The 25,912-nt window shown below is 73.7% G+C and carries 23 protein-coding genes and 1 riboswitch; of the genes, 10 read left to right on the top strand and 13 right to left on the bottom strand.

Features of this window, described 5'->3' with window-relative positions; genetic code table 11:
• Positions 1–46 precede the first annotated feature (46 nt).
• Positions 47–1,216 (top strand): M20/M25/M40 family metallo-hydrolase, encoded by a 1,170-nt coding sequence (locus OG559_RS25095; protein ID WP_405107812.1) that lies wholly within the window; start codon positions 47–49, stop codon positions 1,214–1,216.
• Between the two features lie 128 nt (positions 1,217–1,344).
• Here OG559_RS25095 and OG559_RS25090 read toward each other — a convergent pair whose 3' ends face one another.
• Positions 1,345–1,947: a CGNR zinc finger domain-containing protein gene (locus OG559_RS25090; protein WP_405107809.1), complete on the bottom strand. Its 603-nt coding sequence runs from the start codon at positions 1,945–1,947 to the stop codon at positions 1,345–1,347.
• An 84-nt stretch (positions 1,948–2,031) separates the two neighbouring features.
• Here OG559_RS25090 and OG559_RS25085 point away from each other — a divergent pair, with 84 nt between their 5' ends.
• The 3 genes from OG559_RS25085 (at position 2,032) to OG559_RS25075 (ending at position 5,478) form a co-directional block, all read left to right on the top strand.
• Entirely contained in the window at positions 2,032–2,586 is a 555-nt protein-coding gene (locus tag OG559_RS25085; RefSeq protein ID WP_405107807.1) for a hypothetical protein, read from the top strand.
• Positions 2,587–2,683: 97 nt separating this feature from the next.
• Positions 2,684–4,696 carry a sensor histidine kinase gene (locus OG559_RS25080; protein ID WP_405107804.1) on the top strand — a complete coding sequence of 671 codons (2,013 nt, stop codon included), beginning with the start codon at positions 2,684–2,686 and terminating at the stop codon, positions 4,694–4,696.
• Complete coding sequence (locus OG559_RS25075) at positions 4,693–5,478, top strand: aminotransferase class IV (protein WP_405116945.1); 786 nt, start codon at positions 4,693–4,695, stop codon at positions 5,476–5,478. The genes OG559_RS25080 and OG559_RS25075 overlap by 4 nt, the downstream gene beginning before the upstream one ends.
• A gap of 55 nt (positions 5,479–5,533) precedes the next feature.
• On the opposite strand, the gene gcvH is transcribed toward OG559_RS25075, so the two are convergent.
• Positions 5,534–5,911 (bottom strand): glycine cleavage system protein GcvH, encoded by a 378-nt coding sequence (gene gcvH / locus OG559_RS25070; RefSeq protein WP_405107801.1) that lies wholly within the window; start codon positions 5,909–5,911, stop codon positions 5,534–5,536.
• 5 nt (positions 5,912–5,916) lie between these two features.
• A complete protein-coding gene (locus tag OG559_RS25065) occupies positions 5,917–6,111 on the bottom strand; it encodes a hypothetical protein (protein ID WP_405107798.1) in 195 nt (64 codons plus the stop codon).
• Between the two features lie 139 nt (positions 6,112–6,250).
• Positions 6,251–6,342, bottom strand: a riboswitch (glycine riboswitch).
• A 434-nt stretch (positions 6,343–6,776) separates the two neighbouring features.
• On the opposite strand from OG559_RS25065, the gene OG559_RS25060 reads away from it, so the two are divergent.
• Positions 6,777–9,323 (top strand): collagenase, encoded by a 2,547-nt coding sequence (locus OG559_RS25060; RefSeq protein ID WP_405107795.1) that lies wholly within the window; start codon positions 6,777–6,779, stop codon positions 9,321–9,323.
• A gap of 114 nt (positions 9,324–9,437) precedes the next feature.
• Here OG559_RS25060 and OG559_RS25055 read toward each other — a convergent pair whose 3' ends face one another.
• The 10 genes from OG559_RS25055 to OG559_RS25010 all read right to left on the bottom strand — a co-directional run bounded on the left by OG559_RS25055 (position 9,438) and on the right by OG559_RS25010 (position 19,926).
• Positions 9,438–10,823 (bottom strand): FAD-dependent oxidoreductase, encoded by a 1,386-nt coding sequence (locus tag OG559_RS25055; RefSeq protein WP_405107792.1) that lies wholly within the window; start codon positions 10,821–10,823, stop codon positions 9,438–9,440.
• The gene (locus tag OG559_RS25050; protein WP_405095958.1) at positions 10,820–11,074 is read right to left on the bottom strand and encodes a (2Fe-2S)-binding protein; all 255 of its coding nucleotides are present in this window, start codon (positions 11,072–11,074) and stop codon (positions 10,820–10,822) included. Before OG559_RS25050 ends, OG559_RS25055 begins: the two co-directional genes overlap by 4 nt.
• The gene (locus tag OG559_RS25045; protein WP_405107790.1) at positions 11,061–12,209 is read right to left on the bottom strand and encodes an NAD(P)/FAD-dependent oxidoreductase; all 1,149 of its coding nucleotides are present in this window, start codon (positions 12,207–12,209) and stop codon (positions 11,061–11,063) included. Before OG559_RS25045 ends, OG559_RS25050 begins: the two co-directional genes overlap by 14 nt.
• Positions 12,206–13,618, bottom strand: coding sequence for an aminopeptidase P family protein (locus tag OG559_RS25040; protein WP_405107787.1), 1,413 nt, complete (start codon positions 13,616–13,618; stop codon positions 12,206–12,208). The genes OG559_RS25045 and OG559_RS25040 overlap by 4 nt, the downstream gene beginning before the upstream one ends.
• Before the next feature lie 53 nt (positions 13,619–13,671).
• On the bottom strand, positions 13,672–15,066 hold the full coding sequence (locus OG559_RS25035) for an aldehyde dehydrogenase family protein (protein WP_405107783.1): 1,395 nt from the start codon (positions 15,064–15,066) through the stop codon (positions 13,672–13,674).
• The gene (locus OG559_RS25030) at positions 15,063–16,064 is read right to left on the bottom strand and encodes a proline racemase family protein (protein WP_405107780.1); all 1,002 of its coding nucleotides are present in this window, start codon (positions 16,062–16,064) and stop codon (positions 15,063–15,065) included. The genes OG559_RS25035 and OG559_RS25030 overlap by 4 nt, the downstream gene beginning before the upstream one ends.
• Positions 16,064–16,957: a dihydrodipicolinate synthase family protein gene (locus OG559_RS25025; protein ID WP_405107777.1), complete on the bottom strand. Its 894-nt coding sequence runs from the start codon at positions 16,955–16,957 to the stop codon at positions 16,064–16,066. Before OG559_RS25025 ends, OG559_RS25030 begins: the two co-directional genes overlap by 1 nt.
• A 163-nt stretch (positions 16,958–17,120) precedes the next feature.
• A complete protein-coding gene (locus OG559_RS25020) occupies positions 17,121–17,831 on the bottom strand; it encodes a GntR family transcriptional regulator (RefSeq protein ID WP_405107774.1) in 711 nt (236 codons plus the stop codon).
• A gap of 252 nt (positions 17,832–18,083) precedes the next feature.
• A complete protein-coding gene (locus OG559_RS25015) occupies positions 18,084–18,725 on the bottom strand; it encodes a response regulator (protein ID WP_405107771.1) in 642 nt (213 codons plus the stop codon).
• Positions 18,718–19,926: a sensor histidine kinase gene (locus tag OG559_RS25010; RefSeq protein ID WP_405107768.1), complete on the bottom strand. Its 1,209-nt coding sequence runs from the start codon at positions 19,924–19,926 to the stop codon at positions 18,718–18,720. Before OG559_RS25010 ends, OG559_RS25015 begins: the two co-directional genes overlap by 8 nt.
• Before the next feature lie 171 nt (positions 19,927–20,097).
• Between OG559_RS25010 and OG559_RS25005 the strand changes: the two genes are divergently transcribed.
• From OG559_RS25005 to OG559_RS24985, 5 genes are all read left to right on the top strand, one after another.
• Positions 20,098–21,186 carry an ABC transporter permease gene (locus OG559_RS25005; protein ID WP_405107766.1) on the top strand — a complete coding sequence of 363 codons (1,089 nt, stop codon included), beginning with the start codon at positions 20,098–20,100 and terminating at the stop codon, positions 21,184–21,186.
• On the top strand, positions 21,183–21,866 hold the full coding sequence (locus OG559_RS25000; RefSeq protein ID WP_405107763.1) for an ABC transporter ATP-binding protein: 684 nt from the start codon (positions 21,183–21,185) through the stop codon (positions 21,864–21,866). Before OG559_RS25005 ends, OG559_RS25000 begins: the two co-directional genes overlap by 4 nt.
• 333 nt (positions 21,867–22,199) lie before the next feature.
• On the top strand, positions 22,200–22,685 hold the full coding sequence (locus OG559_RS24995; protein WP_405107761.1) for a hypothetical protein: 486 nt from the start codon (positions 22,200–22,202) through the stop codon (positions 22,683–22,685).
• Between the two features lie 358 nt (positions 22,686–23,043).
• On the top strand, positions 23,044–24,045 hold the full coding sequence (locus tag OG559_RS24990; protein ID WP_405107758.1) for a LacI family DNA-binding transcriptional regulator: 1,002 nt from the start codon (positions 23,044–23,046) through the stop codon (positions 24,043–24,045).
• A gap of 141 nt (positions 24,046–24,186) precedes the next feature.
• Positions 24,187–25,869, top strand: a complete 1,683-nt coding sequence (locus OG559_RS24985; protein WP_405107755.1) for an ABC transporter substrate-binding protein — start codon at positions 24,187–24,189, stop codon at positions 25,867–25,869.
• Positions 25,870–25,912 lie beyond the last annotated feature (43 nt).

The raw sequence follows: 25,912 nt of genomic DNA, 5'->3' as shown, positions 1-25,912 counted from the left end.
CCGGGACATGATTGCCGTCGCGCTTCATCCAGGCAAAGATCCATGGATGCCTACGAGCGTATCCACTGACCGGCTCCACGACCTACGGACCCGCACAGCCGAGATGGTGGGGCAACTCGGCCGTCTGGTCTCGGTCGAGACGCCGTCCAACGACCTGTCGGCCTGCCAGGCCGGGGCGGAGACGGTGTCCGGTATCGCCGAGGAGATCATCGGCGTGCCCGCGGATTCCGTCGAGGTCGACGGACGGACCCACCTGCGGTGGCGCTGGCCCGCCGCGTCGGGCCAGCCGACCGTCGCCCTGATCGGCCACTACGACACCGTCTGGCCGTTGGGCACACTGGAACGCTGGCCGTTCGCCCTCGACGACGCGGCCGGGACCGCCACCGGCCCCGGCTGCTTCGACATGAAGGCCGGGATCGTGCAGCTCTTCCACGCCGTGGCTGCGCTGCCGGATCGCGCCGGGCTGGAGATCCTGCTGACCTGCGACGAGGAGATCGGCTCTCCCACCAGCCGGAAGCTCGTGCAGGAGACGGCCCACCGCTGCGACGCCGCTCTCGTCTTCGAACCGTCCGTCGACGGAGCGGTGAAGACGAGCCGCAAGGGGATCGGCCGGTACCGCTTCGACGTGCACGGACGCGCGGCCCACGCCGGGCTGGACCCGGAGCTCGGCCGCAACGCGCTGACCGTGCTGGGTCGCCTGCTGCTCGACGTCGGGGAGCTCGCCCGGCCCGACCTCGGCACGATCGTCACGCCGACCATGGCCGGTGGCGGCACCGCCGGCAACGTGGTGCCCGCGCACGCCTGGCTGGGGGTCGACGTCCGGGTCGCCGTGGAGAGCGAGGCGGAGCGCGTGGACGGGGAACTACGCTCCCTCAAGCCCATCCTGCCCGACGTGTTCGTCGAACTCGCCGGTGGGGCGAGCCGGCCACCGCTGCCGGCGTCCTCCACCGCGGCCCTGTTCGCGCGGGCGGTGGCCCTCGCGCCGGCGCTGGGCCTCGGTCCGCTGCGAGGCGCCGACGCGGGTGGCGGGTCCGACGGCAACTTCACCGCTGCCGCGGGCTGCCCCACGCTCGACGGTCTCGGCGCCGTGGGGGACGGCGCGCACTCCGAGGGCGAGCACGTCGTCGTCGCGGCCATGCCGGAACGGGCGGCGCTGGTGGCGGAACTGATCGAGGACATCCGCCGGAACCAGAACGGGGGCCCACAGGATCGCTGAAGGGTCTCCGGACGCGGCGGCGGGCCGCTTGCCGCCGCCGGTGTCCTCCCGTCGGTGACCGTCGCCGTGGCGGCCTGCGCCGGTGGGTCGGTCGGCGCGCTGACCGGCACGGTCCCGGTGCCTGTGCGTCAGTGGCGGTCGGCGTACGCCCGGACCTTGGCCCGGTTGCCGCAGACGGCCATGCTGCACCAGCGCCGCCGGCCCCGGGGGTCGAGGAACAGCCACCCGCAGTCGGCCCCGGGGCAGGCGCGGACGTGAGCCCGTGTCGGCGTGCAGAGCAGGTCCGCGGCGGACCGCGCGCACGCGAGCAGCGGCAGGTCGAGGGTGTTGTCCGGAGAGAGGGTCCAGGACGCGACGCCGTCGGCGCCCGCCGTCAGACGTGCGGCGACGGCGGCGCGCCCGGCCTGGGCCGCGACGGCGCGGAACGCCCCGGCGTCGCCCGGGTCGAGAAGGAGGGTACGCAGCGAGGTGCGGAAGGACCGCGCCTCGGCCAGGGCCCGCTCGGCCGTGGCGGGCTCCCGACGCGCGGCGGCGCGCACCCGCCGTACGGTGGGCACGTCGAGCAGCGAGGCGTGCCCGGCCCAGGTGGCGAGGTGGTCGTAGCCGCGCAGCCATTCCCGGTGCGGGTCGGGGGGATGGCCCCAGCCCGCCCAGGTGTTGCAGAGTTCCAGCCCCGGGTGACCGGCGAGCAGCACTGGCATCCGGAGGCCGTCGACATCGGTCCAATGCACGACACCAGTATGCCTTGACCGGCCCTCCACTAACCAGACATTGTCAACACACCGGTTAACCCGATGAGAATGGTTAGGTGAGGCATGTTGCTGTCCAAGGTCGCATCCCCGGGCCTGCGGATCGTGCTGGCGCTAGCCGCAGTGGCGGCGACCGTCCCCGCGCCCGCCGTGGCAGCCGGCACCGAACGGTCACGCCAGCCCGAGCCCTGGCGGCCCTGGACGCAGGAGGAGTGGACCGCTCCGGCCGGCCGGTACTGCGCGTTTCCGCTGCGGGTCCAGGTGGTCTCACAGGACGTCCGGGTCCGGGTGGTCGACCGGTATCCCGACGGGGCCGTCAGGCGAGAGGAGTTCGCCGGTCCGCTCGTGGTCGACTTCGTCGACGTCACCACGGGACGGATGACGCGCCGGGACGCGGGCGGGTCCGGCGCGGCCGACTACCGCCCGGACGGCGGGTGGCTGCGGTACACCATCGTCGGCCCCGCGGGCTTCGGGTTCCGGGCCGGGGACCGCTATCCGCAGGGCTACTACCTGCTCGACGGGCTGCACGTCATCACGTTCGACGCCGCCGGAACCCGCCGGATGGCGGTCGCCGTCGGCAAGCAGGACAACGTCTGCCAGACGCTCGCCGGCCCGGCCTGACCGGCCCGGTCAGGTGGACGGCAAGGTGGTCCCGGCGATCGTGTCGGGCCCGGCAGGGGCTGGTCCGGCGGCCGGGACCGGGCCGCGGTGGCGGGTCGTGGCGTGGGCGGTGTTGACCGGCGCCAGCGCGTTGACCGCCGCCTCCGTGGTGGCCTGGTGCGTGGCGGCGCCACCCTGGCACCCGTGGATGCTCTACACGCTGGTGGACCTCGTGATCGGCGCGGTCTACGGGGTGGTCGCCTGGCTGACCCTGCTGCGCCGCGCCCACCTGGCCGCCTGGATCATGGCTGCGGCGGGCGTCGGTGGGTCGCTGTCGGCGGCGGCGGCCTGCTGGAGCATGGTGGCGTACCGCTGGCCCGACCTGTGGATGACCGGGCAGCTCGCCGGCGTCGCGTACTGGGCCTGGGTTCCCGGCTTCTACGCCCTCGTCGTGTTGCTGCCCTGGCTCCTGCCGGTACGGCCGCTCGACCGGAGCACCCGGGTCGCCGTCGGCGCCGGCGCCGTCCTCATCGTGGTCGCACAGGCGTGCGCCCTCACCCTGCCCGGTGGCCTGCACGCGATCCCGCTCACCGACGACACCCTCCTCGCGGCCCGCGCGGCGGTCGATCCCTGGCTGGAGCCCGCGCTCGTCGTGCTCGGCGTCGCCGCCGCCCTCGGCGTGCTGGCCCGCCGCCGTACCCTGCCTCGGCAGCAGCGGCACGGCCTCGGTTGGCTCGCCATCGGCACCTTGCTGCTGGCGGCGGCCTTCCTGCCGCTCGCGCTGAACCCCGCCTTCCACGTCGCCGTCCCGGTGCCGTTCGCTCCGCTGCTCATGCTCGGTGCCCAGGCTTTCTTCCCCGCCTCCGTGCTGGTCGTGGTGCTGCGTCAGCGGCTGTGGGGCCTGGAGTTGACCATCCGCCGGACACTGGTCTGGGCGTTGATGACCGGGCTGGTGATCGGCGCGTACGTCGTGGGTGTGCTGCTGCTCGGCACGGTCATGCCGACGACCTCGGCGGTGCCCGAGGCCGTGGTGACCGTGCTGCTCGCCGCCGGCTTCCAACCCGCGCGCGCGTGGGTGCAAGGCAGGGTGGACCGGCTGGTGTACGGCGACGACGGGCCACGCCTGATCCGGCAGGTCGCCGACCGGCTGCGCGCTGCGGAGCGCAGCACCCGGATGCTCGACGCGGTGGCGGACGGCATCGCCGACTCGTTGCGGCTGGCCTCGGCCACGATAACCCTGACGGGAGTCACGCCCGTACCGCCGCGCCGCGCCCCGGCCTGGGAAGGGCCGTCGGCGCGCGGGCCGGCCCTGGTGGTGTGCCTGGACGGCGGGAACGGGTCGGTGGGAGAGCTGTGGGCCTGGCCGCGCCCCGGTGAGCGGCTCGACGGGCGGACCGCCGCGCTGCTGCACGACCTGGCGCCGGTCGTCACCGCGCTCGCCCTGCTCGCCCTCACCCAGCGCGACCTGGACCGCTCCCGGGTGCGGCTGGCGCAGAGCAGGGACGAGGAGCGCCGCAAGCTGCGCCGTGACCTGCACGACGACCTGGGGCCGGCGATCAGCGGAGTCGGGCTCGCACTCACCGCGGGCCGCAACATGCTGCGCCCGCACCGCCACCTGTCCGAGATCGCGGCGGCCGACGACCTCCTCGGACGGCTCGTCGCCGAGATGGACCGCCAGGCGGCGGGAGTCCGGGAGATCGCCCGGGACCTCGTGCCGCCACCGCTGGAGGGCGGCGGGCTGCGGCCGGCGCTGTACCGGCTGCGGGAACGCTACGCCGATGCCGGGTTGACGGTGCTGGTGCGGGCGCCCGACGTGGAGCTTCCCGACACCGTGGCGACCGCGGTGTACGGCATCGTGGGCGAGGCCGTGCGCAACGTGCGCCGGCACGCCGGTGTGGACCGGTGCGTCATCGACGTCTCCGTGGGACCGGACAGCCTGGTCGTGTGCGTCACCGACGAGGGGGTGGGCATCCCCGCCCCGCTGGTCGCCGGCGTCGGCACCGCGTCGATGCGGGAACGCGCGGAGGGCATCGGGGCAGCGCTCACCATCGCGCGGGCGGATCCCGCCCACGCCCGGCCCGGCACCACCGTCCAACTCGTGCTGCCCGTCCCGGCGCTCGTGGCCCGCTGATCCATCCCGACGGTGCCAGACTGGCCGCCATGACGGCGGTCAACAACCTGGCGCTGACCAACTACGGGCACTTCACCACGATGCGGGTGCAGGACGGTGCGGTCCGCGGCCTCGGCCTGCACCTCGACAGGTTGGTCACCGACTGCGCCACGGTGTTCGGTGCCGAGCTGTCCGCCCGGTACGTCCGGGAGCGGATCCGCGCGGCGATCGCCGACGCCGACGGCCCGCTGACGGTCCGGGTCACCGTGGCCGACCCCGGCCTGCGGCTCACCCACCCCGCCGCCCCGACCGATCCGCACGTGCTGGTGACCACGCGCGCCGCCACCCCGCAGGGGCAGCCGCCGATGCGGGTGCGCTCCACCACCTACGCGCGCGACGTGCCCTCGGTCAAGCACACCGGGCTGTTCGGCCCGCTGTTCGAGCGCCGCCGCGCCCAGCTCGACGGCTACGACGACGCGCTGTTCACCGACGGCGGCGGGCGGGTCGCCGAGGGGCCGACCTGGAACGTCGGCTTCGTCGACGGCGACACCGTGGTCTGGCCGCTGGCCGACGTGCTGCCCGGCGTGACCATGCGGCTGCTCGCCGCGGCTCACGACGGCCCGCAGCGCACCGAGCCGGTCGAGCTGTCGCGGCTGGCCGGCATGGCGGCCGCCTTCGCCACCAACGCGGCCGGCGCGATCCGGCCGATCGCCGCCGTCGACGGGGTCACGTTCGCGACCGGTCACCCGATCATCGGCCTGCTGCGCCGGCGGTACGCCGAGATCGCACCGGAAGCCGTCTGACCGCGACGGGCGGGCCCGTTCGATCGCGTCGATCATGCCTAGGTCCGCTGCTCCGTCAGTGGGGTTCGGTGAGGTAGGTGCGGTACTCGTCGGCCGTCATCAGCGCCGGCGGTTCAATCACCCGCAGCCGGAACAGCCAGCCGTCCCCGTAGGGGTCGCTGCCGATCAGGCTCGGGTCGGCGACGACCGCCTCGTTGGTCGCGAGGATCCGGCCGGTCACCGGCATGTACAGCTCGGCCACCGACTTGGTGGACTCGACCTCGCCGCAGACCTCCCCGGCTACCAGGTGGGTACCCGGGTCGGGCAGTTCGACGTAGACCACGTCGCCGAGGGCCGAGGCGGCGAAGGCGGTGATGCCGACCGACGCCGGCTCGACGCCGTCGTCGACCCACTCGTGGTTGGCGCTGTAGCGCAGGCGCGCGGGCACATCCATGTCCACTACCTCTTCGGTCCGCGGAGCCCGGTCTGTCCCAGGTGGCCGAGGTCGAACAGGCCGGCCCGTTCTCGTACGGCCCGGTGCGCGGCGGCCTCGCCGTGACGCAGCGGCACGGACCAACCGGCGAACCCGGTGAACCGGGCGCCGAGTGCGGCGTGCAGGGGTGGGCGAGTCAGGGTCGTCGGACTCTGATGCATGGAGGCGCTCCTTCGTCCCGACGCGGTCGCGTCGTACGGTCGGTTGCCTCCCGCTCTGTCATGGACCTGAGAGCTTCACCGCCGGGCGGCGGCTTGCACCGTGGGTGAGACGACGAATCGTCTGCTTTCCAGAGTTCACCTCGCCTGCGCGGTAACGGGGCCTGAGAGTTTCTTGGGAGTTTGCTCCTTCGGCGCCCCGACGATGGCCGGGGTCTCTCCCGCGCGGGTTCGAACGGTGTCTGTGCAGTTGTGGGCCTTGCTGCCCGCGACCCTAGGCGACCGGCCGAACACGTGTCAACGATGGGGCGCCGACCGTCCAACCGCGACCGCAGCGGGCTACCGCCGGCCACGCGGCCGTCAGAGCTGGGCCGTTGCGGCCGACATCCCGGCCTCATGATCGATCATCAACAATTCTTTACACCGATGTGTGATGTGTGCCATTGTACTGGCCACGTCCGGCGCGACATCGACCCAGATCGAAGAGCGTCGACGCGAGCTCCGCCCGCAGAAGCGGCGGAAACCGACCACCACAACCGACCTGACGTGCGTGGAGACACGCAGGGACCCCCGCACCCGACTGAGCCCGCTCCACACCGGACCGACCACATCCCCCATCGACCCGGCCCCGATGCCCCGTCGACACCCCGCCCAGGAGGCGACCCCCGATGATCCGACTGTTACGAAAGCGACGCGCCCGACTGGCCGCCGTGCCCCTGGCGCTGGCGCTGGCGCTGGGAGTGAGCCCGCTGGCCATCCCCGCCACAGCGAGCGCGGCACCGGCGGCGAAGCCCGCCCAGGGCGCCGCCCCGGCCGACGCCGGCACCGGCGACCGGCACGTCCAGCGGAACCCGCTGCCGCTTGACGAACGCGCCCCGCTGCCCGCCGTCCGCGACGAGCTGCGCCGCGACTACGACGAGCCCGACGGCGGGCAACGACGCACCGCCCCGTCCATGCGCGGCCGGGCCGCCCTGGCCGCCGCCCCCTGCGCGACCGGCGACTTCACCAGCCGCACCGGCAGCGCCCTGGTGCAGCAGATCAAGGCGTCCAGCACCGACTGCGTCAACACGCTGTTCAACCTGACCGGCAACGACGCCTACCTGGCGTTCCGCGAGGCGCAGATGACCAGCGTCGCGTACGCGCTGCGGGACGACGCCGCCTCCTACGACGGCACCAACCGCACCGGCACCGCCTCCCTCGTGCTGTACCTGCGGGCCGGCTACTACGTGCACTGGTACTACCCGTCCACGGTCGGCACCTACGGCAGCGGCCTGCGTACCGCGATCCGCGCCGGCCTGGACGCCTTCTTCGCCAACGGCCACTCCGGCGACGTCAGCGACGCCAACGGCGAGATCCTGGCCGAGGCCGTCACCCTCGTCGACAGCGCCGAGGAGAACGCCCGCTACCTGTACGTGGTGAAGCGCCTGCTGACCGGCTACAACAGCTCGTACAACACGTCCTGGTGGATGCTGAACGCGGTCAACAACGTCTACCTCGTGCTGTTCCGGGGCCACCAGGTGCCTGAGTTCGTCACCGCCGTCACCGCGGACCCGAGCGTGGTGGACACGCTGTACGCCTTCGCCTCCGGCCACCGCTCCCTGCTCGGCACCGACCAGGGCTACCTGGTCTCCAACGCCGGACGGGAGCTGGGCCGTTTCCTCCAGCACACCGCGTTGCAGGCCAAGGCGCGGCCACTGGCCCGGGGGCTGCTCGCCCTGAGCGCGATCACCGGCCCCACCGCCGCCCTCTGGGTCGGCGTCGCCGAGATGACCGACTACTACGACCGGTCCAACTGCGCCTACTACGACACCTGCGACCTCCAGGCGCGGCTGGCCGCCGCCGTCCTGCCGATCACCTACACCTGCGGCACCAGCATCCGGCTGCGCGCCCAGCAGATGACCTCTGCCGAACTGGACCGGGCCTGCGCCAGCATGCGCGACCAGGACGCGTACTTCCACTCCGTGGTGGCGGACCCCGGGCCGGTGGCCGACGACCGCAACACCACCCTCGAGGTGGTGGTCTTCGACTCCAGCACCGACTACCAGACGTACGGCGGGCCGATGTTCGGCATCGACACCAACAACGGCGGCATGTACCTCGAGGGCAACCCGGCCGCCACCGGCAACCAGCCGCGCTTCATCGCCTACGAGGCGGAGTGGCTGCGCCCCACCTTCGAGATCTGGAACCTCAACCACGAGTACACCCACTACCTCGACGGCCGGTTCGACATGTACGGCGACTTCACCGCGAACATCTCCACCCCGACGATCTGGTGGATCGAGGGCTTCGCCGAGTACGTGTCGTACTCGTACCGCAAGCAGACCTACCAGGCCGCGATCACCGAGGCCGGGAAGAAGACGTACGCCCTGCGCACCCTCTTCGACACCACCTACGACCACGACAGCACCCGGGTCTACCGCTGGGGCTACCTGGCGGTGCGGTACATGCTCCAGTCGCACCGCGCCGACCTGACCACGTTGCTGGGCCACTACCGCGCCGGCAACTGGAACGCCGCCCGGACGCTGCTGACCAGCACCATCGGCAGCCGCTACGACACCGACTGGTACGCGTGGCTGGACGCCTGCGCGGCCGGCGACTGCGGCGGCGGCACCAACCCGCCCGCCAACCAGGCCCCGGTCGCCGCGTTCACGGCGGTCACCAGCGGCCTGACCGCCACCTTCACCGACCAGTCGACGGACGGCGACGGCAGCATCGCCTCCCGGGCCTGGACCTTCGGCGACGGCAGCACGTCGACGGCGGCCAACCCCACCAGGACCTACCGCGCCGCCGGCACCTACCCGGTCACGCTGACGGTCACCGACGACAAAGGCGCGACCGGCACCACCTCACGCACCGTAACCGTCAGCGGTGGCACCACGCCGTTGCCGGAGTGCACCGGGAGCGACATCCGGACGCTGGGCAAGAACTGCCGGCGCGGCGGCCTCCAGGCCACCGCCGGGAACCTCTACCACCTGTACCTCTACGTCCCGGCCGGCACCACCAGCCTGAAGCTCACGTCGTCCGGGGGCACCGGCGAGGCGGACCTGTACTACAGCTCCACCGGCTGGGCCACCACGACCAGCTACACCCGCCGGTCGGTCAACACCGGCAACGGCGAGACGATCACGGTCAGCAACCCGGCGGCCGGCTACCACTACGTGAGCCTGCACGCCCGGCAGGCGTTCACCGGGGTCACGGTGACCTCGGAGTACTGAGCGCGCCGCAGCGCCGCCGCGCCGTCCTCTCCGGAGCCGGAGGACTCCCGCCCCGGCGGGACCACCGCCTCCGCGAGGGCGGCGCGGTCGTGCGGCGTCGCCGGGCAGGAGCGGTCAGCCGCCGGCGGCGAGGTGGCCGAGCGTGACCGGCTGCGCGACCGGGCGGGTGGCGAACCCGGCCAGGTCCGCCCCGGTGAGGGCACGGCCGGCCGCCCGCGCGGTCAGGCAGGCGGTGGCGTAACCGCACGTCCGCCCCTGGCACCAGCCCATGCCGGCCCGGGTCATCAGCTTCGCGCCCCGCGCGTCGGCGACGGACAACTCCCGCACCGCCTGCCGTACCGCCCCGACCGGCACGTCCTCGCAGCGGCAGATCAGCGTGTCGTCGGCGCACCAGTCCGGCCAGCCGGCCGGCACCGGGTGCACCGCGTGCAGCGCCGAGGCGAACCGGCGCAGCCGGCGCCGGGTCCGCAGCAGCCGGCCGTGCCGCCGGCCCGACCAGGGCAGCGGGCGGCCCAGGGACAGCGCCACGCCGGCACCGGCCAGCTCCCCCTCCACCAGCGCGAGCCCGGCCCCGCCCACCCCGGTCACCTCACCGGCGGCGTACACCCCGGGCACCGAGGTCGCCTGCGCCGCGTCGACGGTGAGCACCAGGCTCCCGTCGCCGTCGAGCCGGGTCGCGCATCCCAGGGCGAGGCCCAGCTCCACCTGCGGGGTGAAGCCGAAGCCCACCGCGAGCCCGTCGCACTCCAGCTCGGACTCGGTGCCGGCCAGCACCGCGCCGCCGGCGTCGACGGAGGCGAGGGTGACCCCGGTCAGCCGGTCGGTGCCGTGCGCGGCCACCACCACGGTCCGACGCCGGTACGGCACCCGGTGCCGCAGCATCCGCCAGCCGTACCGCCCCGCCTCGGCGAGCTTGCCCGCAGCACCGGCGACCGGGCGGAGCTGGCGGGCGTACCCGAGCGGGTCGTTCGCCTCGCAGACGGCGACCACGACGCTGCCGGCGGCGGCCAGGCCGGTCGCGACGGGCAACAGGAACGGGCCGGTGCCGGCCACCACGACCCGGCTTGCGAAGCTCACCCCCTGCCCCTTGAGCAGGGCCTGGGCGCCGCCGGCCGTGACCACTCCGGGCAGGTCCCAGCCTGGGAAGGGCACCACCCGGTCGTGGGCGCCGGTGGCCACGACCAGCCGCCGCCCGTACACCGTCCCGGCCCGGGTGTGCACCGCGAAGCCCGGCTCCCCGGCGATGGTGTCGGCCTCGACGAACCAGACGGCGGCGTCGGCCCGGTAGGTGACCCGGCCGAGCTGTTCGCGCAGCCGGGTGAACGTCCGCCAGTCGTGGTGGCCGGTCCCGTCGGCCCCGGGGCGGTGCCGCCAGAACTGCCCGCCGGGCCGCGCCGCGGCGTCCAGCACCACCACCAGGCAGCCGGCCCGCGCCGCGCCGGCCGCCGCGGCCAGCCCGGCCGGGCCGGCGCCGACCACCACCACGTCGTACCCGGTCATTCCCGCTCCTCGCCCTCGTCCTGGCTGTCGACCACGTCGCCCGGGCGGGCCACCACCAGGCAGGCGCGCTGCGCCGACACCCCGTTGACCCGCACCAGGCAGTCGAAGCAGACCCCGATGCCGCAGAAGACGCCCCGGGGGCGGCCCTCGACCCGGCTGCGCCGCCAGGAGTTGATCCCGACGGCGAGCAGCGCGGCGGCGATGCTCCGCTCCCCGTCGCTGGGCACCGGCCGGCCGTCAAACGTGAACATCGTGGCGCTCCGGGGCGAAGGGTCGGAGGTCCACCTGCGGGGGACGCCCGGTCAGCAGGGCCGCGACGGCGTGCCCCGTCGCCGGGGCGAGCCCGATCCCGGCGCCCTCGTGGCCGCAGGCGTGGAACAGGCCCGGCACCCGGGGGTCGGCCCCGATCATCGGCAGGTGGTCGGGGCTGTACGGCCGGAACCCCCGGTACGCGCGGATCACCGACACCGAGGCGAGGACCGGGAAGAGACGCACCGCCCCGGCCGCGAGCTGGCGCAGGGCCGACAGCGGGACGGTCCGGTCGAAGCCCACCCGCTCCCGGGTGGAGCCGATCAGGACGGTGCCCGCCCGGGTTCCCTCGACCACCGGGGAGACCTCCAGCCCCTCGGAGCCGCGCCCCACGTTGGCGACGTAGCCGGCCGCGTACACCTTGTGCCGGATCAGCGGCGGCAGCGCCTCGGTGACCAGGACGAACCCGCGTCGGGGCAGGACCGGCAGCCCCACCCCGGCCAGACCGGCGACCCCGGCGGCCCAGACCCCGGCGGCGTTGACCACCGCCGGGGTGGGTAGCGATCCCCGGTCGGTGACCACGCCCCGGATCGCGCCGGCCGCGTCGCGCCGCAGGCCGGTCACGGTGGTCCCGGTCAGCACCGGCACCCCGGCCGCGCGCAGCAGGTGCGCGGCGGCCAGCATCGGCTGGACCTGCATGTCCTGCGGGTAGTGCAGACCACCGGCGAGGTCCCGGGCCAGGTGCGGTTCGTGCTCGGGCAGCGCGTCGGCGGGCACCTCCGCCACCTCGACCCCGGCGGCGCGCTGGCCGGCGGCGAACGCCCGCAGCGCGGCGTGCTCCACCGCCGAGGCGGCCACCACCAGCCCGCCCTTGCGTTCCAGCTCGATCCGCTCGCGGCCCAGGGCGTCGCCCAACTCGTGCCAGAGCCGCACGGAGTGCCGGGCCAGCGCCAGCTCCGGCCCGGGCGGCTTGTCCGAGAGCAGGATGTTGCCCTCACCGGCGCCGGTGGTGCCGCCGGCCACCCCGGCCCGGTCGACCACCGTCACCGCCAGCCCGGCCCGCGCCGCGTAGTAGGCGCAGGCCGCGCCGACCATTCCCGCCCCGATGACGACGACATCCGCGCCGGTGGCACTCATGACCCGATCCGGTGCATCCACGCCTCGACGTCGTCGGCCCGGCGGGGCAGGCCGTCGGAGAGCATCCGGTAGCCGTCGTCGGTGATCAGGATGTCCTCCTCGATGCGGAAGCCCAGTCCGCGCAGTTCGACCGGGATCAGCTCGTCGTCCGGCTGGAAGTACAGCCCCGGTTCCACGGTGAGCACCTGCCCGGCGGCGAGCCGACCGTCCAGGTAGGCGTCGGCCCGGGCGGCGGCACAGTCGTGCACGTCCAGACCGAGCATGTGGCCCGACCCGCACAGGGTCCACCGCCGGTACAGGCCGGACTCCTCCGCCAGCGCCTGCTCCGGCGGGCAGGGCAGCATCCCGAGGTCCGCCAGCCCGTACGTCAGCACCGTCATCGCCGCCCGGTGGAACGCCCGGAACTCCACCCCCGGCCGCAGGCAGTCCAGCGCGGCGTCGTTCGCCCGCCGGCACAGCTCGTACAGGTCCCGTTGCAGGGGGCTGAACCGGCCGGAGACCGGCAGCACCCGGGTGATGTCGGCGGTGTAGAGCGACCGCGTCTCCACCCCGGCGTCGAGCAGCAGCAGGTCCCCGTCGCGGACCGGCCCGTCGTTGTCGGTCCAGTGCAGGGTCGCCGCGTGCGCGCCCGCCGCCACGATCGAGTGGTAGCCGACGTCGTTGCCCTCCAGCCGGGCCCGCTGCCAGAACACCCCCTCCAGGTGGCGCTCGGAGGTGCGCATCGCCGTCGGCAGCGCCCGGACCACGTCCTCGAAGCCCCGGGTCGTGATCGCCACCGCCTCCTCCAACTGGGCGATCTCCCACTCGTCCTTGACCAGGCGGAGTTCGGCCAGCACGGAGGCGAACTCCGCGTCGGCGCCCCCGGCTCGGCCGGGCACCAGGGTGTCGACGTGCCCGTCGACGCCGCGCAGCACCCGGGTCGGCGCGGCCACGGCCAGCGCCTCGGCCAGCTCGGCGACGTGCCGGGTCGGCAGCCCCAGCCGCCGGCTGCTCTCCCCCAGCGTCGGGCGTCGACCGGCCCACAGCTCGCCGTAGACCCGGTCCCGGAAGAACTCGCCGTCGGCGCGGCCGGAGCGGGGACGCAGGAATAGCGTCGCCTCCCCGTCCGGCTCGACCACCAGCACCCCGTCGGAGGACTGGTCACCGGTCAGCCAGGCGTAGGCCGAGTGCGGCCGGAACCGGTGGTTCTGGTCGTTGGTGCGCCGCTGGTAGCCACCGGCCGGCACCACCAGCCGCTCGCCGGGGAACATCCGGTGCAGCCGGGCGCGGCGCGCGGCAGCCCAGTCGGCCACCTCGTCGACCGGAAGGTCGCGGTGCTCGGTGTCCGCCCAGCCGGTCAGCATGAACTCCTCGAGCGCGGAGCTGACCGGCAGGTCGTGGCTGCCGGTACGCAGGTCGGTACGGGTCACAGCGACTCCTTCACGGGTCGGGGTGAGGGCTGTCAGACGGGGCGGTGGCCCGGTCAGGGATTCGGCGGGGCCGCGAAGGTGACGGTCCGGGTGGCGGTGTAGAAGTCCAGGGCTGCGGTGCCTTGCTCGCGCGGGCCGTAGCTGGACGCCTTCTCGCCGCCGAAGGGCGCGTGGAAGTCCACCCCGGTGGTCGGCGCGTTGACCCGGACCAGGCCGGTGTCGAGGCCACGTACGGCGTGCAGCAGCGCCCCGACGTCCCGGCCGTGCACCGAGGTGACCAGGCCGTAGCGCACGCCGTTGGCCAGCTCGACGGCGCGGGCCAGGTCCGGCGCGGACAGCACGGTCGCCAGCGGGCCGAAGGTCTCCTCCTGGGCCACCGGATGGGTCGGGTCGACGCGGTCCAGCAGCACCGGTGCGACGAAGAAGCCGTCCCCGGTCCCGGGCCCGCCCCCGGTGAGCACCCGCGCCCCGGCCTCCCGCGCCGCCGTGACGGCGTCGCGCATCCGGGTCCGGGCGGCGGCGCTGATCACCGGACCGGCGGCGACCGCCGGGTCGGCGGGATCACCGACCCGGACCGCCTCGACCGCCGCCACCAGCGCCTCGGTGAACTCCGCGGGGTCACCCACGACCACGATCCGCCGGGTCGCGGTGCACTTCTGCCCGGCGTACCCCATGGCGGCGCCGGCCAGCAGCGCGGCGGTCGGGCCGGGGTCGGCGTCGGGCAGCACCACGGCGGCGTTCTGGCCGCCCATCTCCGCCTGCACCGGCAGGCCGGCGCGGGCGGCGGCGACCACGACCTCCGCGCCGACCGGGGCGGAGCCGGTGAACGAGACGACGTCGCTCGCCGCGACGACCGCCCGCCCGGTCTCCGGCCCACCCTGTACGACCTGCAGCAGCCCGTCCGGCAGCAGCCCGTCGAACAGCCGCTGCACGGCCTCGCCGCAGGCCATCGCGTCCGGGGAGGGCTTGAGCAGCACCGCGTTGCCGGTGGCGAGGGCCGGTGCGGCCTTCCACAGCGGGATGGCCAGGGGGAAGTTCCACGGGGTGAGCAGCCCGGCGACGCCGCGCGGCCGACGTTCGGTGTAGAGCAGGCCGGGCTGGTCCGCCGGCAGGGACGGTGGCAGCAGCTCGCCGGTGGCGGCGAGGCACGCCTGCGCGTAGTAGTCCAGGATCGCCGCGCCCCGGGCCACCTCGGCGCGGGCCTCGCCGACCGGCTTGCCCACCTCGCGGACGATCAGGTCGGCGAGCACGTCGGCCTGCTCCCGCAGCCGGTCGGCGGCGGCCCGCAGGGCGGCGGCGCGGCCGGCCGCCGGCTCCCGGCACCAGCCGGCCTGGGCGGTACGGGCCCGCGCGGCCAGCGCGCGGACCTGGTCCGGGGCGACGGCCGCCCGCTCGGCGACCAGCTCGGTGGGGCGCTGCGGGGAGCAGCTACGGATCAGTTCGCTCACAGCTGGAATCCTGCCGGGAAGGGGTCATCGGGGTCGAGGAAGAACTGTGCCGTGCCGGTCAGCCAGGCCCGCCCGGTCACCGTCGGCACCACCGCCGCAGCGCCCGCGACCGTGGCGGTGTCGACCAACCGGCCGACGAACCGGGTGCCGAGCAGCGACTCGTTGGTGAAGTCCCGCTCCAGCGGGAGCAGCCCTCGGGCGTGCAACTGCGCCATCCGGGCCGAGGTGCCGGTGCCGCAGGGCGACCGGTCGAACCACCCCGGATGGATCACCATGGCGTGCCGGGAGTGCTGCGCGTCGGACCCCTCCCCGGCCAGGTACACGTGGCGGCAGCCGGAGATCTCCGGCTGCTCGGGGTGCACCGGCCGGTCGGCGGCGTTGATCGCCGCCATGATGGCCAGGCCCGCGTCGAGCAGCCGCTGCCTGTCACCCCGGTCCAGCCGCAGTCCCACCTCGGCGAGGTCCACGATGGCGTAGAAGTTGCCACCGTAGGCCAGGTCGTAGCGGACCCGACCCAGGCCGGGCACCTGCACCGAGGCGTCCAGCGCCACCACGAAGGACGGCACGTTGCGGATCGTCACCGCGGTGGCGCGACCGCCGGTCACGGCCACCGACGCCACCACCAGCCCGGACGGGGTGTCCAGCCGTACGGTGGTGACCGGCTCGGTGACCTCGACCATTCCGGTCTCGACCAGCACGGTCGCCACCCCGATCGTGCCGTGGCCGCACATCGGCAGGCAGCCGGACACCTCGATGTAGACCACGCCGACGTCGGCGTCCGGCCGGGTCGGGGGTTGCAGGATCGCCCCCGACATCGCCGAGTGGCCCCGGGGTTCGTACATCAGGAAGGTCCGCAGGTGGTCGAGGTGCGCGATCAGGTGTTCCCGGCGCTGGGCCATGGTGGCGCCCGGGATCACCGGGACGCCGCCGGTCACCACCCGGGTGGGCATCCCCTCGGTGTGCGAGTCGACCACGTGGATCACCCGGCTGCTGCGCATCAGCGGTGACCCGCCGCGAGCAGCCGTTCGGTGGTCTCCCGGATGGCCGTGGCGACCGCCGGAGACAGCGGCTGGCGCGGCTGGCGGGTGGGCCCGCCCGGGCGGCCGGCGACGTCCATGGAGAGCTTGATCGCCTGGACGAAGTCGGGCCGGGAGTCCCAGCGCAGCAGCGGGTGCAGCGTGCGGTAGAGCGGCAGTGCGGTCGCCAGGTCCCCGGCGACGGCGGCCTGGTAGAGGCGGACGCAGCTGGCCGGGACCGCGTTCTGGTAGCCGCCGATCCAGCCGACCGCCCCGCCGAGCAGGAGTTCGAGGGACACGTCGTCGGCGCCGGCCAGCAGGTCGAGGCCGGGGGCGAGCTCGGCCAGCTCGTACGCCCGGCGCACGTCGCCGCTGAACTCCTTGACCGCGACGATCAGGCCCTCGTCGTACAACCGGCGCAGCAGAACCGGGGTGAGGTCGACCCGGGTGTCGAGCGGGTTGTTGTAGGCCACCACCGGCAGGCCCGCCTTGGCCACCTCGCGGTAGTGCGCCACCACGGCGGCGTCGTCCGCCCGGTAGGCGGTGGGTGGCAGCAGCATGACGGCCGGGCAGCCCGCCTCGGCGGCCTGGTCGGCCCAGCGCCGCGCCTCGTCCGCGCCGTACGCCGACACGCCGGGAACCACCGAGAAGCCGGCCGGGGCCGCCGCGATCGCGGTGCGCACGACCTCCGTGCGTTCGGCTGCGGTGAGCGCCTGGTACTCGCCGAGCGAGCCGTTCGGCACGACGCCCTGGCAGCCGTTCTCGGCGAGCCACCTCACGTGCGTAGCGTAGGCCTCGTGGTCGACGCCCAGGTCGGGAAGCCGGAACGGCAGTGCGGTGGCCACCAGGACGCCCCGCCACGGAATCTGTTCCACCGAACCTCCAGTAGTATGTTACATGGCACCGTAGCACGGTCGACGAGGCCGACCAATAGCCATGGATGTCTCCCGACAGGCGCCGCCGCCCCCGATCCGTGGGTGGCGGCTGTGGTGGACGGCGCGGCCGGGGACGAGGGCGGCGCGGAACGCCGCCGCGCCGCTACTGCTCGGGCCGGGCGGCCCAGATTCCCCGTACATGCTGCAGGTGCCGGCGCATCAACGCGACGACCGCCGGCCGGTCCTTCGCCTCCAACAGGTCCACAAGCTGGACGTGCTCGTCCGCCGAGCTGACCAGCTGGCCGCTCTTGACCAGCCCGTCCAGCCCGTACAGCCGGGTGCGGTTACGCAGGTCGGCCACGGTCTCCACCAACCGCAGGTTGCCACCGGCGCGCAGCAGAGCCAGGTGGAACGCGCTGTCCGCCTCGATGTACGCGACGATGTCGCTCCGGCTCGCGGCGGTCACCACGGCCTCCGCCAGGGTCCGCAGTTCCCGGAGCTGCTCCTCGCCGAGCCGGCCCACCTGGTCGGCCACCACCGGGATCTCCAGCAGCTCGCGGATCTCGGTGATCTCGTCGAGCTCCCGGTCGGAGAGGGACTTGATCCGGAAGCCCTTGTTCTTGACGATCGTGATCAGGCCCTCCTTGGCCAGATCGAGAATCGCCTCCCGCACCGGCGTCGGGGAGACGCCGAACTGGGCCGCCAGGGTCGGCGCCGAGTAGATGGTGCCGGGCCGGATCTGGCCGGCCACGATCGCGGCGCGGAGCGCCTGGGCCACCTCCTCGCGCAGGCTCAGCCGGCCCTGCAGGGCCACCAGCGCCAGTCCCGATCCGGCGGCGCCGGCGCCCCCTCCTGCCTGCCAGTCCACTGTCACGACCACTCCCACCCCGGCTCGTCCGCCCGCGTCACGACCCACCACGCCCGACGCCACCGCCGGGTCTCCCGGGGTCGACCGGGCCGGCCGGACGACGATCGGCGACCGGTCCGCCGGCGCGTGCTCACCCGCCGACAGTACGCGCGCTGGAGGATGCAGCTTACCGACCGGCCCGCACCGGGCCAGGTGACCGCCGGCGGCCCACCGGCCGGGACCGGCAGGCAGCACGGGCAGGGCTCGGGCCCCACCGGCTCAGCGGCGGATGAGGCCGAGATCCGTCGCCGCGGCGACGGCGGCGGTACGGGAGTCGACGCCGAGCTTGGCGTAGACATGAGCCAGGTGGGACTTGACGGTGCCCTCGGTGAGGTGCAGCCGCTGGCCGACGGCCTGGTTGGACAGCCCCTCGGCGACCAGGGCGAGAACCTCGATCTCGCGCCTGGTCAGGGCGACCCTGGGGGCGCGCAGCCGGTTCATGAGCCGGTCGGCGACGGTGGGAGCCAGGGTGCTGCGGCCGGCGGCGGCGGTGCGCACGGCGGCGGCCAGGTCCTCGGGCGGGGCGTCCTTGAGGAGATAGCCGGTGGCGCCGGCCTCGATGGCGGGCACGACGTCGGCGTCCGTGCCGTAGGTGGTGACGATCAGGACCCGGGGGGCTCCGGGCCGGGCGGTGATCATGGCGGTGGCCTCGGCCCCGTTCATCCCCTTGCCGAACTGCAGGTCCATCAGGACGACGTCGATGTCACCCTCGGCGGCGCGGGCGACGGCGGCCTCGGCGGTGGCCGCCTCGGCCACGATGGTGAAGCCGGGCTCGGTCTCCAGCACGGCACGCAGCCCGGCCCGCACCACCGGGTGGTCGTCGGCCAGGAGCAGCCGGATGAGCGACTCAGTCTCAGTCACGGGCGGTCCCGGCGGTGGTGAGCGGGAGCTGGGCGGCCAGGGCGGTGCCGCGGCCGGTCGCGGACTCGATGGTGAGGGAGCCACCCAGGGCGTCCACGCGGGCGCGCATGGCGGCCAGACCGAACCCGCCGTGGGGCGGGCCGGCGGTGGGCGGCCGGTCGTGGGAGAAGCCGGCTCCGTCGTCGACGATGTCGACGGCGACGCGGTCGCCGAGATAACTGAGGGTGACCTCGGCGTGGACGGCGCGGGCATGACGGACGGTGTTGGACAGGGCGGACTGGGCGATGCGCAGCAGGGCGACCTCGTGCGCGGTGGGCAGGGGCACGGGATCACCGGTGAGGTGGAAGCGGGCGGTGAGCGGGTGGCGGGTGGAGGTGGTGGCGCACAGGCGTTCCAGGGCGCCGGCCAGGGTCGCGCCCTCCAGGGTGGGCGGGGTGAGCGCCGCGACGAAACGGCGGGCCTCGGCGAGGTTGTCCACGGCTGCCTGACGGGCCTGGTCCACGTGGCGGGCGGCGGCGTCGGGCCTGCCGGGCAGGGCGCGTTCGGCGGCGCGCAGCAGCAGTTGGATGCTGGACAGCCCCTGGGCGAGGGTGTCGTGGATCTCGCGGGCCAGGCGTTCGCGTTCGGCCAGCACACCGGCGGCGTGCTGGGCCTTGGCCAGGTCGGCGCGGGTGGTGGTGAGTTCCTCGATCAGCTTCCGGCGCTGTTCGCTCTCCCGGTACAGCGCCTGGTACCCCCACACCACCGCCACTGCCACGGCCGCCCCGAGGGTCGGGCCTACCGCGATGGCCAGGGTGAAGGCGCCGGCGTGGGCGGCGAAGGCCACGACGGCCGCGGCGGCGGTGGCGGCGACCGCGACCAGGCCGACGCGGCGCGGCAGGAGGTGGAGCTGGAGGAAGTACAGCGGAAAGGCGACCCAGACCCCGACGGGAGACAGCGCCAGCAGCACCAGCCACACCGCGCCGACGGCGGCCAGCCACACCGCGGCGGCGCGACGGTCGACGCGGACGCGCGGCAGCAGTTGGCCGGCCGCGTAGGTGATCCCCATCGCGGCGGCCGTCACGACGACGGCCGTGGACCGGGGTGCCCCGTCGGCCACGGACCGGGCTGCGGCCAGGGCGAGCAGGCCGACGATCAGCAGGTGCAGGCACCACGCGAGTGTGCGGGTGGTGGGGATCGGGGCGGGAGCGGTCGTGTTCACGGTCCTTCCAGCGTAGGAGACGGCGACCCGCCGGCGCGTCGATCGAAAGTTAGAGACCGCCTGCCACCCTCCGATCCGAGAACTGTCCCCCTGCGCCAGATGTCCCGACCGGGGGCCGGCTGCGACGGTGGACGGGTACCGCTTCCACCGAATGAAAGTGCAGGTCATAGCATGTTTGTCGCCTGGAGGGACCTCAGGTTCGCCAAGGGGCGGTTCGCCCTGGTCGGGGCCGTCATCGTGCTGATCACCCTGCTGGTCGGGCTGCTGTCCGGGCTGACCGCCGGACTGGGCCGGCAGAACGTCTCCGCGATCACCGGCCTGCCCGTGGACAAGATCGCCTTCGGGTCGCCGAGCGGCGGGCAGGACCTGTCCTACGCCAACTCCTCGGTTACCGAGGAGCAGTGGCGGCAGTGGGCCGGAGCCCCCGGCGTCACGAGCGCCGAGCCGATCGGAATCACCACGACCAAGGCCACCGCCGGGGACAGCAGCATCGGCGTGTCCGCCTTCGGCGTCCGCCCAGGGGCCGCGCTGGCCCCGGAGAGCGACCGGATCGACGGCGACTCGGCCGTGCTGTCCCGCGACGCCGCCGACGAACTCGGGCTCAGGCCAGGCGACGCTGTCACCATCGCCGGCAATCCACTGACCGTCGCGGCCGTGAGCGGTGACGCCTCCTTCAGCCACACCCCGGTGATCTGGATCAGCCTCGACGCCTGGCAGAAGATCACGCCCAGCACCGGCGCCGACCACGGCCCCAGCGCCACCGTCATCGCCCTGGACACCACCTCCGGCGTCGACGTGCGGGCCACCGACAAGGCCACGGGCACCAGGACGGTCTCCACGAGCGAGTCGCTGTCCGCGATCGGCTCCTACACCTCCGAGAACGGCTCCCTGCAACTGATGCGGGGCTTCCTGTTCGCCATCTCCGCCCTGGTCATCGGCGCCTTCTTCACCGTGTGGACGATCCAGCGCAGCGCCGATGTCGCCGTCCTCAAGGCCCTGGGCGCCTCCACCGCCTACCTGCTACGCGACGCGCTCGGCCAGGCCGTCGTCCTGCTCGTCGGCGGCACCCTCCTCGGCACGGTCGTCGCCGTCGCGCTGGGTGCCCTGCTCGCCGGCACCGCCATACCGTTCCTGCTCACCCCCGCCACCATCCTCGTCCCCGCCGCCGTGATGATCCTGCTCGGCGCGCTCGGGGCCGCCCTGTCCATCCGCCGGATCACCTCCGTCGACCCGCTGACCGCCCTGGGGAGCGCCCGATGAGCCTCGACCTGACCGACGTCACGCTCACCTACCCGGACGGGGACAGCCGCCTGACGGCCCTCGACCACGTCAGCCTGGAGGTCCCCAAGGGCACCCTGACCGCCGTCATCGGCCCCTCCGGCTCCGGGAAATCCAGCCTGCTCGCCGTCGCCGCCACCCTGATCACCCCCGACTCCGGCACCGTCACCGTCGACGGCACCACCACCACCGGCATGACCCGCGGCGAACTCACCGACCTGCGCCGCCACAAGATCGGCATCGTCTTCCAGCAGCCGAACCTGCTGCCCTCCCTCACCGTCGCCGAACAGCTCCAGGTCATCGCCCACCTCGACGGCCGTTCTCCCGGCAAGGCGCGCGGTCGCGCCATGGAACTGCTCGACGCCGTCGGGCTGGCCGCCCAGGCCAACCGCCGCCCCCACCAGCTCTCCGGCGGCCAGCGCCAGCGCGTCAACATCGCCCGCGCCCTGATGAACGACCCCACCGTCCTGCTGGTCGACGAACCCACGAGCGCCCTCGACCACGAACGCGGCGCGGCCGTCATCGACCTGATCACCCGCCTCACCCACCAGCAGGCCACCGCCACCGTCCTGGTCACCCACGACCGCACCCTCCTCACCGCCGTGGAACAGGTCGCCGAGGTGGACGACGGACGCCTGCGGCTGCCCGCCCAAGCCTGCTGAGCACCACACTCGGGGAGTGACCGGGTGTCCTCGGCGACCGGTACTCCGGGTTGTCCTCGCTGGCGGCGTCGAGAGCGATGCCCCAACCACCCGCGCTGCGAGGCGCGGCCCTCCCGCCTGCCCGGCTGCGGACGGGAGCGATGTCGGACAGCTGTCGGCGAGCGGCGCCGTACGGGGGCTTGACGGACGAGGCACAACTCGGCGCCCGACGGCCGGTGGTGTCGGAAAGCCGTTGCGGCGCCGCGCGCAACGATCGACCAATATAGAGGCATGGTGTGGCTGGAACAGGACGATCGCGCAGGGGGCGCCACGGCGGGCGTCAGGGTTCGGGACGTGGTTCGCGATGTCGTCTCGGAAGTCGCCCCGTCCGAGTTGCCGGTCGTGACGGGGCTGGCGACCTTCGACGACGCCGTGGTGGTGCGCCGGTTGGGCCGGAGGTCCCGGCGGCGTGAGCCGCTGGGGTTCGGTCTGGGCGAGATCGTGCCGCTGGTGACGGCGGTGGTGTGGCTGGTGCTGGACCAGGTGGCACAGCAGGCGGCGGGCTCGGTGGCGGACCGCGCGGGCAGGGGCGTGGGCGCCCTCTGGCGCAGGCTGTTCCGCCGCAGGTCCCCGGCCGTGGTCGTCCCCGCGCTGACCCCGGCGCAGCTCGCCGAGGTGCATCAACAGGTGATCGAGGTGGGCGTGCGGCAGGGCCTGGAGCGGGAACGGGCGGCGGCGGTCGCCGACGCGGTGCTCGCCAGGCTGGTGCTGGCGTCGCCTGAGCACGGGGGGCAGGGACGGCTCGGTCCGGGCGACGCGGCCGGCGGCGACCAGGGCTGACGACACCGCCTGGTGCCGCGCGGCCACGGGTCGACGGCGGGTGCTGGTCGCCGGCACGACCGCGCGGTTCGGCCTGCTGATCGTACTGATCACGGCCAGCGGCAGCAGCGAGATGTCGCGGGTCGTCACCACTGGGCTGTCCGACTCCGGCCGGTCGGGGCGATGTCATCGGCGCGACTCGATCGGACGGACACGGCAGGCATCGACGAGCCGCTTCTTTAAGATCTTGAAATTAGCCATGTTTCGTTACCTGTGCGTTATTGACGTGGCCCGCGTCACTCCGGTTGACTGCGACCGGAACCGCTTCCGCAACCGGTTCCGAAACACTCCCCCAACACCTCCGACCCGGGAGCGTCACGTGCCGATCACCATCGCCGACGTCGCCATCCGGGCGGGGGTGAGCAAGACGACCGTCTCTCGGGTCCTCAACGGCAAGGGCGAGCTCGGCCAGGCCACGGCGGCCCGGGTCCGCGCCGTGATCAAGGAACTGGGCTACGTGCCCAGCGACCGCGCCGTCGGGCTGGCCCGGGGCCGGGCCCGGGTGGTCGGCATGCTCGTCCCCTCGCTCACCTGGCCGTGGATGGGCGAGGTGCTCCAGGGAGCGGTCGACGTGGTGGAGAGCGAGGGCTACGGCCTGCTGCTGTTCACCTGCAACCGGGGGGACGAGTCGATGCGGCGGTTCGCCTCCCAGGTCTCCGCGAAGTCCTTCGACGGCCTGCTGGTGGTCGAGCCGGAGGGCACCCTGGACTACATCACCGCGCTGCACGACCGGGGGCTGCCGGTGATCCTCATCGACGACCGGGGGCACCAACCGCAGTTCCCCTCCGTCCGGACCACCAACCGGGCCGGCGCCCTGGCCGCGGCCGAGCACCTGCTCGCCCTCGGCCGGCACCGCCCCCTGGTCGTCACCGGCCTGCACCGGTTCGGCTGCACCAGCGAGCGGCTGGACGGCTTCGCCGAGGGCTACGCCCGGGCCGGCCTGCCGCTGGACCCGAACCTGGTGGTCGAGGGTGACTTCACCCTCGACTGCGGGCGGGCGGCGGCGCAGCGGCTACTGGCGGCCGGTACGCCCTTCGACGCCGTCTTCGCCCACAACGATCTGTCCGCCGCCGGTGCACTCCAGGCGCTGCGCGCCGCCGGCCGCCGCGTCCCCGAGGACGTGGCGGTCGTCGGCTTCGACGACCTGCCCCTGGCGGCGCACACCCATCCTCCGCTGACCTCGGTGCACCAGCCGTTGCGCCAGATGGGCGAGGCCGCCGCCCGCGCCCTCATCGCCCACTTCGACGGCACCCCGCTGCCCGATGCGCCGACCGTCATACCCACCACGTTCACCGTCCGTGGCTCGACCGCCGGGTCCTGAGCCGGCCGCACCACCCGCAACCCGGGAGACACACCATCCACGCCACCGGTCGGGGCTTCGAACCGACCGGGCGCGACACCGCACACCCTTGCCCCACCACCGACCCCGCGCCCGCAGCGGGGAGCATCGAGGGAGACCACCATGAGAAGACGCCAGTTCGTCGCCGTCGCGCTGGCCGGCGCGATCGCCGCCACCGGGACCGCGTGCAGCGAGACCGCGAACACCCGGAACCGGGACAAGGGCGGCAGCAGCGCGACCGTGCTCAACGTCGGCATGCCCAACGGCCCGCAGACGGAGAACCACAACCCGTTCCTGACCACCTCGTCGGCGGCGTCGCTGGGCTACCGGTGGCAGATCTACGAGCCGCTGATGATGTGGAACCCGGTCAAGCCCGCCGATCCGTTCAAGCCGTGGCTGGCCACGAAGGCCGAGTGGACCGCGGACTACCGCTCGGTCACCGTCACCCTCCGGGACAACGCCACCTGGTCCGACGGCAAGCCGGTCACCGCCGCCGACGTCGCGTTCACCTACAACCTGCTCAAGGCCAACGAGGCACTCAACATCGCGGCCACCCCGTACACCTCGATCACCACCGCCGGCAACCAGGTGACCCTCGGCTTCGCCTCGCCGCAGTTCGTCAACCAGCAGAAGATCATCGCCCAGGTGCCGATCGTGCCGCAGCACATCTGGTCGGCGATCAAGGACCCGGGCACCAACGTCAACAAGAACCCGGTGGGCAGCGGCGCGTACACGCTCACGTCGTTCACCCCGCAGACCACCACCCTGACCGTGCGCACCAGCGGCTACTGGCAGGAACTGCCGAAGGTCAAGGAGCTGCGCTACACCTCGTTCACCGACAACAACGCGCAGACCACGGCGCTGGCCAACGGCGAGTCCGAGTGGAGCTTCGTCTTCATCCCCAACGTCAAGACGGTGTTCGTCGGCAAGGACCCGGCCAACCACAAGGTGTGGGCACCGCCGGTGCTCGGCATCCACGGCCTGTACATCAACACCACCCGTAAGCCGTTCGACAACCCCGCCCTGCGCCGGGCGATGAACATGGTGGTCAACCGGGAGGACATCTTCCAGCAGGCCTCGGCCGGGTACTTCCACCCGGTGGTGACCAGTGTGACCGGGCTGCCGAGCCCGGCCGGCGACGCCTACGTCGCCGCCGAGTTCAAGGGCCAGCAGCAGCGGATCGACGTCGACGGCGCGAAGAAGGTGCTCACCGAGGCGGGCTTCCGGTACGCCGGCGAGAAGCTGGTCGACCCGAGCGGCAAGCCGGTCACCCTCACCCTGACCGACCCGTCCGGCTGGTCGGACTACCAGACGAGCCTGGAGATCGTGAAGGACAACCTGTCCACCATCGGCATCACCGCCACCGTGGAGAAGGCCAACCAGGACGCCTGGTTCCGCAACGTCGAGGAGGGCCGGTTCGATGCGACCTTCCGGTGGACCAACGGCGGGGCGACCCCGTACGACATCTACCAGACGGTGATGGACGGCCGGCTGCTCAAGCCGATCGGCAAGGCCTCCCCCGCCGGCAACTTCGGCCGCTTCGACAACCCGCAGGCCACCGCCGCGCTCGCCGCGTACGCCAACGCCACCGACGACGCCGCCCGCACCGCGGCCCTGGCCACGCTCCAGAAGGTCTTCGTCGAGCAGACGCCGATCATCCCGGTCGGCGCGGACAACGTCGGGGCCGCGTACAGCACGAAGAACTGGACCGGCTGGCCGGACGACGCGAACGCCTACGGCGCGGGGCAGCCGACCCAGCCCAACGCGGCGGACGTCGTGCAGCACCTGCGGCCCGCCGGATCCTGAGCCGGGCGCCGGTGGCCCGGGCGGTCCACCCTCCGCCCGGGCC

The organism is Micromonospora sp. NBC_01405, assembly GCF_045040155.1.
Taxonomy (GTDB): domain Bacteria; phylum Actinomycetota; class Actinomycetes; order Mycobacteriales; family Micromonosporaceae; genus Micromonospora.
Note: the sequence above shows the minus strand (reverse complement) of the source record. Positions and strands in the feature narration are given on the sequence as shown.

Bases quoted from the DNA above. Each gene is read 5' to 3' on its own strand.
- OG559_RS25095 (WP_405107812.1), top strand. From the start codon at position 47: ATGCCTACGAGCGTATCCACTGACCGGCTCCACGACCTACGGACCCGC.
- OG559_RS25085 (WP_405107807.1), top strand. From the start codon at position 2,032: ATGTTGCTGTCCAAGGTCGCATCCCCGGGCCTGCGGATCGTGCTGGCG.
- gcvH (WP_405107801.1), bottom strand. From the start codon at position 5,911: ATGGATGTGCCCGCGCGCCTGCGCTACAGCGCCAACCACGAGTGGGTC.
- OG559_RS25065 (WP_405107798.1), bottom strand. From the start codon at position 6,111: ATGCATCAGAGTCCGACGACCCTGACTCGCCCACCCCTGCACGCCGCA.
- OG559_RS25060 (WP_405107795.1), top strand. From the start codon at position 6,777: ATGATCCGACTGTTACGAAAGCGACGCGCCCGACTGGCCGCCGTGCCC.
- OG559_RS25055 (WP_405107792.1), bottom strand. From the start codon at position 10,823: ATGACCGGGTACGACGTGGTGGTGGTCGGCGCCGGCCCGGCCGGGCTG.
- OG559_RS25050 (WP_405095958.1), bottom strand. From the start codon at position 11,074: ATGTTCACGTTTGACGGCCGGCCGGTGCCCAGCGACGGGGAGCGGAGC.
- OG559_RS25045 (WP_405107790.1), bottom strand. From the start codon at position 12,209: ATGAGTGCCACCGGCGCGGATGTCGTCGTCATCGGGGCGGGAATGGTC.
- OG559_RS25030 (WP_405107780.1), bottom strand. From the start codon at position 16,064: ATGCGCAGCAGCCGGGTGATCCACGTGGTCGACTCGCACACCGAGGGG.
- OG559_RS25005 (WP_405107766.1), top strand. From the start codon at position 20,098: ATGTTTGTCGCCTGGAGGGACCTCAGGTTCGCCAAGGGGCGGTTCGCC.
- OG559_RS25000 (WP_405107763.1), top strand. From the start codon at position 21,183: ATGAGCCTCGACCTGACCGACGTCACGCTCACCTACCCGGACGGGGAC.
- OG559_RS24985 (WP_405107755.1), top strand. From the start codon at position 24,187: ATGAGAAGACGCCAGTTCGTCGCCGTCGCGCTGGCCGGCGCGATCGCC.